The following is a 10,245-nucleotide window of genomic DNA, read 5'->3' as shown; positions in this document are numbered from 1 at the left end:
CGCGAACGCCAAAAAACCGGAAATCCCATTCATGTCCAATTTGTAATTGCCGCAGCCGACTTGTAATTGCCGAAATGATGGGCACCCTCGCCCCGAAATCGCCCTCCTGGTCAAGGCTGCTTGGAGTCCATCAGCACGAACAGTATCCGGCAAGTCTCAGTTCCGTGATTGACCCATGCGTGGTTGGTGGCTTGCTGAACGATCGTGTCGCCGGGTTTGAGATGGACCACGCTATCGTCGAGCACCATGTCGACCTCTCCTGAAAGCACGACCGCATAATCGACGCTGCGGGTGCGATGCATCAGCGGATGGGTGACGGGGCGCCCTCTCGCCGGTGCCACTGGGCCGACCGCCTTCATCAGCGCTCCAGGTTCCATCTTGGCTTCGGTGGCAGGGTTGAGTGGCGGAAACTCTACCACGCGGAATTTGGTGCCATTGTCGAGCGGCGAGATGCCGACCGGAGTAGCCGCCGTATCATCCTTGAAGGAGAAGCCGAGTGGATAGGAACTGGTGACCCACAGATTGGTTGCCTGCAAACCAAAGGGACCTGCTTGCAGAGGTACGCGGCTGTCGAATAGCACGACTGCCTTGTCGTTGGCGTCAAGGCCAGTCACGACGCGGCGGATCTCGGAGGCGTTGGCGGCGATCGAACATGCCGTTAGCGCGGTGACCGCAACCGTTTGGATCGTACGGAGCATCATTGGACTTCCTCCCGGCAATGCTGATCTTCGTCAGCATGGCCGGGAGGATGACAGTGCCAAAGCGCGCCGGTCAACCGGGGCGCTTTTCAACGTGCGGACTCAGCGTCCGTACGTGCCGGTCAGTGTCGCTTTCGCCAGCGTATGGAAATGCAGGTCGAACCCGACCAGCGCCGCCGACGCCATGTCGTCTTTCGCGTCCGGCAGCTTGTCGACATCGACCGCAAATACCGTGATCTGGTAGTGATGCGGCTTGTCACCGGTCGGCGGACACGGTCCGCCATAACCGTCAGCGCCGAAATCGGTCCGGCTCTGAATGGCCCCCTTCGGCATCAGCTTGGACTTTACGTCTCCTGCCCCCTTGGGCAACGACGTGACGTTCGCCGGGATATTGAACACGACCCAATGCCACCAGCCGCTGCCGGTCGGCGCATCCGGATCATAAATGCTGACCGCAAAACTCTTCACGCCGCTCGGTGCTCCGGTCCAGCTCAGACTTGGCGAGACGTTGTTGCCGGTGCAGCCAAACCCCTTGAAGACTTGCTCGTTGGCGATCGTGCCTCCCTCTTTGATCTCGGAGCTGGCGACGCTCATGCTTTGCGCATTCGCGGCCGTCATGCCCCAAGCGGACAGAACCAAGGCCGCAATCCCGGCCATCATTTTTCTCATGGCGATTTCTCCCCTTTTTGGATACTCGCTAAGCGCGAGCAAGCCTTTAGCAATTTGCAGAGCGGCAGGGAAGAATGGCCCAGGCTCAAGCAGGCTTACCCGGCCCCACGCCATGCGTTATGGATAACCCCGAGGCGCAGGAAAGCTTCCAAACGGGAGAAGCGGGCCCGCAACCGGAAACATCCGGCGCAACCTCGGGAGGATCAACACACGCTCAAGTCAATTTCTGCCGCTGCCGCCACTCTGCCGATTTCGGCCCACCGGCCAGCGCGCCGAGGCACAATCGGCCGGAAATTACGTCAACGCCGTCGATCTCGATATCTTGCCGACGGAGCACGCGCAAAATAGCGGATTTTCGGATTGCCCGGCTCACGCTGGCCGGCATTCCTGATAAGCGCTGAACGGTTTTGTCTGGCGGACGACTGACGTTAAGAAGTGCTCGAGGCAACGTCGTCGGAAGGACCAGGAGAACAAGATGAACGAAGTAACCCGTATCCCGACGAGTACCGAACTGGGCGCCAGCGCCGAGCCGTTCCAGAACCTTCATGAGTTCGTGAACAGGGCGCGCGCCAATCTGAACCAGAACGCCTGGGACTACATCATCGGCGCGACCGAAACGGAAACCACCATGCGCCGCAATCGCATGGCGCTGGACGAAATCGCATTTCGGCCGCGCGTGTTGCGCAATGTTGCGCGCATCGATGCCACGACCGAGGTATTCGGCCGCAAGTTGCGCCTGCCGGTCATGATGGCGCCGGTCGGCGCACTCGAAATCTTCGATCCAGCAGGTGCAGCCGCCAGCGTCGCGCGTGGCGTCGGCCGGTTTGGCGCCGCCCAAATGCTGAGTTCGGTGTCGGAACCCGGGCTTGAAAAGGTCGCCGAGGCCGCTCCCGATGCGCTTCGCATCTACCAGCTCTATGTCCGCGGCGACGACGCTTTTGTCGAAGATCGCATCGCGCGAGCGATCGCAAGCGGCTACACCGCATTCTGCCTGACCGTCGACACCGCCCACTACAGCCGCCGCGAGCGCGACATCGCCAAGCGCTATGTCCGGGAAAGCCGTTTGCGCGCCACCGGCGGCGACTTCCAGAAGGGACTGGACTGGTGCACCGTCAAACTCATCAAGGACAAGTACAAAATCCCACTGATCCTCAAGGGCATCGCCACCGCCGAAGATGCCGCGATCGCGCTCGATCATGGAGTTGAGTGGATCTATGTCTCGAACCATGGCGGGCGCCAGCTCGACCAGGGCCGCGGCTCGATGCAGGTGCTGCCGGAGATCGTCAGCGCGGTCAAAGGCCGCGCGAAAATCATGGTCGACGGCTCGTTCTGCCGCGGCACCGACATCGTCAAGGCCATCATCATGGGTGCCGATCTCGTCGGTATCGGCCGCCTGCAATGCTGGGCATTGGCTGCCGCCGGTGAGGCCGGCATCGTGCGGATGCTGGAACTGCTGGAGGACGAAGTGGTCCGCTGTCTTGGCCTGCTCGGCGTCACCAAATTCGCTGAGCTCGACAAATCCTATCTGCATCCAGCGTCGCCAACCAACCTGCCGAGCGTGTTCTCAGCTTTCCCGCTTCTTGATATCCAGCCTTATCGGTACTGAAACGGACGCCGCGGTTGAACCAGCCCATGCTTTTTCCCGGCGATGCCGACGCCCTGTTGTTTGATCTCGGCCGCGTGGTGCTCGATCTCGATTTCAATCGGACACTTGGCTTGTGGGCCGGCTACGCCGGTTGCGAGCCGGCAAGCCTTCGAGAACGGTTCTTGCGCGATGACCTGTACCGGCGTCACGAGAAGGGCGAGATCCGCGATGAGGCCTTCTTTGCGGGCTTACGCTCATCGCTCGGTATCGAGCTTTCCGACGCGCAATTCATCGAGGGCTGGAACGCGATTTTTATCGGTGAAATGGCTGGCATCAATCAGCTGCTCGCCCGCGCGGCGAAACGCTTGCCGCTCTACGCCTTCTCCAACACCAACGCCCCGCATTTCGCCTATTTTTCCGGCCAATATGCCGAGGTACTCGGTCATTTCCGCCAAGTCTTCGCGTCGTCTACGATCGGGCTTCGAAAGCCGGATGCGGAAGCCTACGATCACGTCGTGCGAGCGATCGGCGTGCCTGCAAATCGCATTGTGTTCTTCGATGATCTCGCCGAAAACATCGAGGGCGCAAGGCAACGCGGGCTGAAGGGCATTCTTGTGAATTCACCGGACGATGTGGCAAGAGCGCTTGAGGCGCTCGATATCTAAGGTCATTTTGAAAGTTCCGACTTAAGGAGTTCTCTCTTGGCGCTGATGCCGGTCGTGGACGCCCTCGCCGCCGTTCTTTCTGGCGCGGAAGCGTTGCCCGAGGAGATGGTCGCGCTGGATTCGGCCTACCGGCGGATCCTGGCGCGCGATCTTGCCGCGCTCCGCACCCAGCCTCCGCAGGCGATGTCTGCCATGGATGGCTACGCGGTGCGCGCAGCCGACGCTGGCCGCGCCGGAGCCCGGCTGAAGGTTATCGGTGAGGTCGCCGCCGGGCGGCCGTTCGATCACACTGTGGCGGCCGGAGAAGCCGTGCGCATCTTCACCGGTGGCGTCATTCCCGACGGCGCCGATGCCGTGATCATTCAGGAAGATACGGTCGTCGAAGGCGCCTCAATTACCATTACCGAAGCGGCGATCGCAGGGCGCCATATCCGCCGGGCCGGCGTCGATTTTTGTGAAGGCGACGTCTTGCTGACCGCCGGTAACCGCCTGACCGACCGTCATCTCTCGCTTGCCGCTGCGATGAACTACCCTCGCCTGCCGGTGCATCGGCAGCCGAAAGTGGCGTTAATGGCCACCGGCGACGAACTGGTGATGCCGGGCGAAACCCCCGGCCCCGGCCAAATCGTGTATTCCAATGGATACGCCTTGCGGGCGCTCGCCCGCGCCGAGGGCGCCGAAATCATCGACCTCGGCATTGCGGCGGATACGTTGCAAGCCACCACGGAAGGAGTTCGTCGCGCGCGCGATATCGGCGCCGATGTGATGATAACGACCGGGGGTGCATCGGTCGGCGACCACGACCTCGTCAAGCGAGCGCTCGATGCCGAGGGGGTGGCGATCGCCTTCTGGCAAATCGCCATGCGGCCCGGCAAACCCCTGATGCACGGACGACTCGGCGCAATGCGGGTGATCGGCCTGCCCGGCAATCCCGTGTCATCCTATGTGTGCGCGTTCCTGTTTCTTGTCCCGCTGATTCGTAAACTCTGCGGACGACTCACGGTCCATCACAGGACGGAAGCCGCCGTGCTCGGACGCGCTGTGGCCGCCAATGACCAGCGTCAGGACTATCTGCGCGCGCGCTTGACGACCCTCGACGATGGCGCCCTGGTCGTCACGCCCGTCAATCATCAGGACAGTTCCCTGCTGGGGAATCTCGCTGCGGCACAGGCACTTTTGATCCGCCCGCCGTTTGCGCCAGCGGCCGAAGCCGGCTCCGCTTGCGACATCCTCAGGCTGCCTGCCGAGTGAGTTCGCGCGCTGCGCAAGCAGCACCTTCATTGACGAAAAATTAAGTGGTTGCGGAACACATATGGAACAGATAGTGTTCGTTCATGATTTGTTTCTAGGCTTTGACGATATCGGACGGAGCGGGCCCTCCGCCGGAAGCCTCAAAGCCAGACATTCTGGGAAATCGAGCGACTTCAAACTGGGGACTGGTCGAGATGCTGACGCGCAAACAATACGAACTCCTGCGGTTCATCAGCGAGCGGCTGAAGGAGTCGGGCGTACCGCCCTCCTTCGACGAGATGAAGGACGCGCTGGATCTGCGGTCGAAGTCGGGCATTCATCGCCTGATCACCGCCCTGGAAGAACGCGGCTTCATTCGCCGCCTCCCCAACCGGGCGCGGGCCATCGAAGTGATCAAACTGCCTGAACTTGCGAGCGCCGGCGGCAATGGCCGGCGCGGCTTCACCCCAAGTGTCATCGAAGGCACCCTCGGAAAGGCTCGCAGCACGAGCGGCATCGCTACCGAGGATGACGGCAACCGTCCGGTCGCCGTGCCGGTGATGGGCCGCATCGCTGCCGGCACGCCGATCGAAGCGCTCCAGACCCGCAGCCACACCATCAGCGTACCGCCGGACATGCTGGGATCGGGTGAACACTACGCCCTTGAAGTACGCGGCGACTCGATGGTGGAGGCCGGCATCCTCGACGGCGATATGGCGCTGATCCAGCGCAACGAGACCGCCGAGACCGGCGACATTGTCGTGGCCTTGATCGACGATGAGGAGGCCACGTTGAAGCGTTTCCGCCGCCGCGGCGCTTCGATTGCCCTTGAGCCCGCCAACACCTCCTACGAAGTCCGGATCTTGCCGCCGAACCGGGTCAAGATTCAGGGCAAGCTGATCGGACTGTATCGGAAGTACTGAACTCGCGCACTGGGTTCTCATCGCCGTTGGCGAGCGCATATCCCGAGGAACGCAAAAGTTCCTAAGGGTGCGCTGCATCCAACAAAACAAATTTGTGATCCGTCGCCTTGGGGGCAAGCCGCAGAATTGCCGCCAATTGCCGACAAAGTTGCACGCTGATGTTCACCTAGATGGAGGCCTGCGCCTCTTTTCGAAGGAGCGGCGCGGCCGGCTATCTCAACCGAGGAGCCATCCGATGTGTGACTATAGTCTGCATGCCGTCGCCACGCGCCCCGCCAAAGCCGGCGAAACATTGATCACCACGACTTTCCGCGGGACCTCCACGAAAGGCTTTGCGTCGGAGCAAGAACCCGAAGTCGCCGTCTGCCTGTTGCCAGGGACCGAACTCGCCTTCGACGACAACGTCAAATACGACAGCCGGTGGTTCTGGACACGACGGTCGACTTTTCGGGTTGGCAAGCTCGGCCAGATCGATCGCCACCTTCCCGACCGGCATCACGACACGATCGAGTTTCCGGACGGCAGCCGCGTGCTGGTGACGCTGCTGCGCGAAGGCCAATGTGCGACGGTTTTGCAACTGCCGGCAGTCCAGCGCGCAACCCCTCGTCCTGTTCTCGCCAGCGCGCCTCTGCCAAGGCCGATCACGACGGGCTGAGGAACGGCGCCACGCTTGGCCACCGATCGGATCGGTGCGTCACGCGTCGTGAATTTCGGAACGATCAGCGCGCGTAAGAATTGAGGCAATCGCGCGTTGTATTTCCACGCGTTCGAGCGGCGAACGCCTGGCGTGTTGTATTCGGCCGGTCTGAGGACCTCCGAAGCGTGCATCTCGAAAGGAAGCGTGCATCTCGAAAGGGAGACACCATTGCCCGTCAACAAGGTCACATGGCAACAGGTCGGACACGTCACCGAGCCCGGTCGCTACATGTTCCGTTTCGGATGGCTGACGATTGTCGCCGACGATCTCGCGATCTGGAGGCAGTTTCCCGACGCGTCCTTCACCCTCGTGCAAACCTTGGCGCCGCCTATGACGGCCGAGGCCGAAACGGCCGAGACGCCGTCAGCCGAAACCGACGAGTTTCATCTAGGCGCGTTCGAGCTGCACGTCAGTTCCGACGCGGGCTGGCATAGCCCGCAGATGCCGGATGAACCAGCGCTGGAATCTCAATCCGCCGCCTGAAGATCTGCTTCCGCCGGCGTGGCGTCAGCCGGGTGCGCCGAGGGGCTCCCGGCCACGGGATTGGACACTGCCTCAACCTCGCCTGACGCGGGCGACCACGGCCGGTTTGTGCCTCTTGGCTTGACGGCATCGACGATGAATCCGTTCGGCTTGCGTCGCAGCATCATCGCCCCCTGCGCATGCAGACGCTTCAGGTCGATCACGGTGGCCTCGCATGTCGGGGGAGCCGGCGCGGCGGTTACGATCAGCGCCGCCCGCGTGCAATCGTCGGCCAATCCGTCAGGCTTTAGCGACAGAGCAACGAAACGGCCGTCGGCCATCGGCGCCACACAGCCTTCCCCGTCGCATGACACGCCGCCAGCGAGCGAAGCATCACTGGGCCCACGGTCGTCGGCATCTGCGGCCAGCCACTCCTTGACCAAAAACGCGTCTTTGGCGGTCTTCATCAAATGCAGCCGACCGTCTCGTCCGCGGACGGCGACATTGCGGCCGTCACCGGAGATCAGGACGTCAGGCTGCGGGAGCGCCAGCGCCCAGATCACCGACGCCAATAGCAGCGCTGCGCCGGTCCATCGCAGCGGCGTACGCAACAACCCCAGCAACACAATCCCAAGGCTTGATAAGATCAGCGGCCCGATGCCGAATGCCGTGATCCGGCCGATCGCGCCCGGAAGGGCCGCTACCCACTCGGTCACCGCGATCATCCAGTCGATGCCGACCCCCATCAGCCACCAGAAGAAGCCGTCGAAACCGAACGGCATCGCGATAAGCCCCAGCATACCCGCAGGCATCACGACAGCGGAGACGACCGGCATGGCCGCCAAATTGGCAAGCACGCCATACGGCGTCACCCGGTGGAAGTGGAAGGCGGCATAGGGTGTGGTCGCAAATCCCGCGATCAGCGACGCCAGCGTGAGCGTCATAAGTTCGCGTCCGCCCCACAAGGCGACCTTTGCGGCAGCGGAATTCTCAGGGGTCGCAAACAAACGGGGCATGCCGATCTGGACCAGGGCCACCAGGCCGAGGGTTGCCGCAAACGACATCTGGAAGCTTGGATGAACGACCGCTTCCGGGGCGAGCATCAACACGACGATCGCCGCCAGCGCCAGGGTGCGGAAGGTAACGGCGCGGCGATCGACCATCACGGCGATCAGCACCACGGCCGTCATATAGAACGACCTTTGCGTGGCGACTTCGGCGCCTGACAGCAACAGATAAAATGCGGCGGCCGCGAGCGCGCCGGCGGCGGCCCATTTCTTGATGGGAAACGCCACCGTCAGCACCGGGACAAGCGCCAGCAAAGCGCGTATCGCGAAGAACACGACACCAGCCACGACCGCCATGTGGTAGCCGGAAATCGAAAGCACGTGACCAAGGCCGGAGATAAACATCGCATCGTTGACGGGCGTGGTGATCGCATCGCGGCGCCCGGTCAGGAGGGCGGTCGCAATCGCACGCTTGTCACCGTCGAGCGTCGTGCGTATCCGCGCGTCGATCGTGTCGCGCAGGTCTTGCATCCAGGCGGCATACCGTAACGAAAGACCGCCTTCGACCGGCGGCTCGCGGGCCTTGATGCTGCCGGTCACGAAACCGGAGGCACCGATGCCCTGAAAGAACAGGTCGCGGCTGAAGTCGTAGCTGCCGGGCCGCAAGGGAGCGAGCGGCGGCTGCAACCGGGCCTTCATTTCGACGAAGCTGCCGACATCGGGCGCCATTCCCTTGCGCACCGACAGCCGCACCCGTTCCAGCCTTGTCTGGAGGCGCGGGCCCTCGATCTGGGTCACCCGCAGCACAAACCGGTCGGTCCGTTCGCGGATGTCGCGGGCTTCGACAAAACCCGAGACCGACACGGAATAGGCCGGCCTTGCCAAAACCTCATGCGCAATATGCGCGGTTCTGAAGGTCGCCGTCGCAAAGCCGGCTGCGACGCTGGCGACCATCACGGCCACCGGGAAGAGTTTCGCGCGCCGAAGCAGGAACGCCACGACGCCCAGTATTGCCGCGGTAGCGGCCGCAACCGGCAATACCGGCTCGTGGTCAGCTGCGAAATAAAGGGCAATGCCAGTCCCGAAGGCTATGGGGACCCATGGCAACAGGCGTCCGGCACCGGCCTCCGCACGTACCCACTCGCGCAATTTGTCTGATATGCGCGACCAGGCTTCAGACCCGCCTACAAGGCCGCCAGCCTGGACCCCGCCACGCGGCGGCCAAGTCCCTGCAATGCCCTGTACCCGGCCAGGCGTCCTGCCCCGCTCAGCCATCAGCCACCCTACGCTACATCCCCGCGGCCGATGCTACCTAGGGCGGCGGTCCGGCAAAAGGCGAACGGATGCGGAATCGCGAGAAAGCCGCAATTTTCGTCGAGAGACCGCGGCAGCGATACGCAAGGAATCAACTCGTGACAGGCCTGGAATTGAAGCAGCTTCGTCAGGATCTCGGCGATGCCATCGGCCGGCCCTTATCGGCCGCCGACATGGCGAAGCTCTGCGGACTCGAGCCTACTACGGAGGGCGCCGATACGATCCGCCGATGGGAAGTCACCGGGCCAAGCGGGCCGGCCGGAAAACTGTTGGCTATCCTTGCCATGGCCAGCGATCGTCATCCCATTCTCGACAACTTCAATATCTTCGACCGCTGGGATGTCGACGAGAAGGAACGGCCCGCCCGCAAGGCCGACTTCCGCGAAAAGATGCGCAATGAAATTCGCGAACGTCTCGCCTGACTTTGCGTAACGGGTGCCCTGCTCTTTTCCTTGGAGTTTGCGCAAGCCTCTCGCCGTTATCCACAGCGCTGTAGAGCGGCGGTGGCTCCGAGCGTTTGCGTTTGCTTGCGCCGCATCTCACCTTGCGCAACATTTGCTACTGGGTGATGCGGGGTGGTGGCCATGAGTGACGAGGACACGGCGTACAATTTCGATCGCTATCGTCGGCTGCTGGCGGAAGCGAACAACGAGACCAAGCGGCTCGCCTTCATCAAACTCTTGATTGAAGAAAGAGCCAGAGACCGTCTGATCAGCCACACGCTCCGCGGCCGGATATCGGGTTTGGACAAAACTGAGGCTCACTCCCATGGCCGGCCGCGCTAGCTAGGCCTTGCCGACTTCCTTTGCGAAGGTATCGCGCAATCCGATGGTGCGGTTGAACACCGGACGGTCGGCGGTAGCATCCGTGTCCCGCACGAAATAGCCCTGCCGTTCGAACTGCACAACCTCGGCCGAGTTGGACTCGGCGACACCAGCCTCAACCCTCGCGTCCTTCAGGATTTCCAGCGACTGGGGATTGAGGTCGGCGGTGAA

General features: G+C 62.4%; 11 protein-coding genes and 1 pseudogene. 8 read left to right on the top strand and 4 right to left on the bottom strand.

The features are described from left to right. Positions 1 to 110: 110 nt before the first annotated feature. Positions 111 to 698: a cupin domain-containing protein gene (locus tag WB528_RS21380; protein ID WP_423890438.1), complete on the bottom strand. Its 588-nt coding sequence runs from the start codon at positions 696 to 698 to the stop codon at positions 111 to 113. Positions 699 to 800: 102 nt separating this feature from the next. Next, the gene (locus WB528_RS21375; protein ID WP_423890436.1) at positions 801 to 1,367 is read right to left on the bottom strand and encodes a YbhB/YbcL family Raf kinase inhibitor-like protein; all 567 of its coding nucleotides are present in this window, start codon (positions 1,365 to 1,367) and stop codon (positions 801 to 803) included. Between the two features lie 475 nt (positions 1,368 to 1,842). Between WB528_RS21375 and WB528_RS21370 the strand changes: the two genes are divergently transcribed. The 6 genes from WB528_RS21370 (at position 1,843) to WB528_RS21345 (ending at position 6,950) form a co-directional block, all read left to right on the top strand. Continuing rightward, entirely contained in the window at positions 1,843 to 2,973 is a 1,131-nt protein-coding gene (locus WB528_RS21370) for an alpha-hydroxy acid oxidase (protein WP_423890433.1), read from the top strand. A gap of 26 nt (positions 2,974 to 2,999) precedes the next feature. Next, positions 3,000 to 3,617, top strand: coding sequence for an HAD-IA family hydrolase (locus tag WB528_RS21365; RefSeq protein ID WP_423890431.1), 618 nt, complete (start codon positions 3,000 to 3,002; stop codon positions 3,615 to 3,617). A 36-nt stretch (positions 3,618 to 3,653) separates the two neighbouring features. Beyond that, positions 3,654 to 4,868 (top strand): gephyrin-like molybdotransferase Glp, encoded by a 1,215-nt coding sequence (glp, locus tag WB528_RS21360; RefSeq protein WP_423890429.1) that lies wholly within the window; start codon positions 3,654 to 3,656, stop codon positions 4,866 to 4,868. Between the two features lie 194 nt (positions 4,869 to 5,062). Further along, positions 5,063 to 5,770, top strand: a complete 708-nt coding sequence (gene lexA, locus WB528_RS21355) for a transcriptional repressor LexA (RefSeq protein WP_423890427.1) — start codon at positions 5,063 to 5,065, stop codon at positions 5,768 to 5,770. A gap of 235 nt (positions 5,771 to 6,005) precedes the next feature. Then, the gene (locus tag WB528_RS21350) at positions 6,006 to 6,425 is read left to right on the top strand and encodes a hypothetical protein (RefSeq protein ID WP_423890426.1); all 420 of its coding nucleotides are present in this window, start codon (positions 6,006 to 6,008) and stop codon (positions 6,423 to 6,425) included. 270 nt (positions 6,426 to 6,695) lie between these two features. Then, the gene (locus tag WB528_RS21345; protein ID WP_423890440.1) at positions 6,696 to 6,950 is read left to right on the top strand and encodes a hypothetical protein; all 255 of its coding nucleotides are present in this window, start codon (positions 6,696 to 6,698) and stop codon (positions 6,948 to 6,950) included. On the opposite strand, the gene WB528_RS21340 is transcribed toward WB528_RS21345, so the two are convergent. Then, a complete protein-coding gene (locus tag WB528_RS21340) occupies positions 6,935 to 9,211 on the bottom strand; it encodes a ComEC/Rec2 family competence protein (protein WP_423890424.1) in 2,277 nt (758 codons plus the stop codon). The two genes, WB528_RS21345 and WB528_RS21340, sit on opposite strands and share 16 nt — an antisense overlap. A gap of 137 nt (positions 9,212 to 9,348) precedes the next feature. Between WB528_RS21340 and WB528_RS21335 the strand changes: the two genes are divergently transcribed. Together WB528_RS21335 and WB528_RS21330 are read left to right on the top strand one after the other, a co-directional pair. Further along, complete coding sequence (locus WB528_RS21335) at positions 9,349 to 9,672, top strand: helix-turn-helix domain-containing protein (RefSeq protein ID WP_423890423.1); 324 nt, start codon at positions 9,349 to 9,351, stop codon at positions 9,670 to 9,672. A gap of 162 nt (positions 9,673 to 9,834) precedes the next feature. Further along, positions 9,835 to 10,035: a hypothetical protein gene (locus tag WB528_RS21330; RefSeq protein WP_423890421.1), complete on the top strand. Its 201-nt coding sequence runs from the start codon at positions 9,835 to 9,837 to the stop codon at positions 10,033 to 10,035. On the opposite strand, the pseudogene WB528_RS21325 reads toward WB528_RS21330, so the two are convergent. Then, positions 10,036 to 10,245: pseudogene (locus tag WB528_RS21325) on the bottom strand (glutamine--tRNA ligase); the annotation flags it as partial.

The organism is Bradyrhizobium sp., from assembly GCF_049586575.1.
Classification (GTDB): domain Bacteria; phylum Pseudomonadota; class Alphaproteobacteria; order Rhizobiales; family Xanthobacteraceae; genus Bradyrhizobium.
Note: the sequence above shows the minus strand (reverse complement) of the source record. Positions and strands in the feature narration are given on the sequence as shown.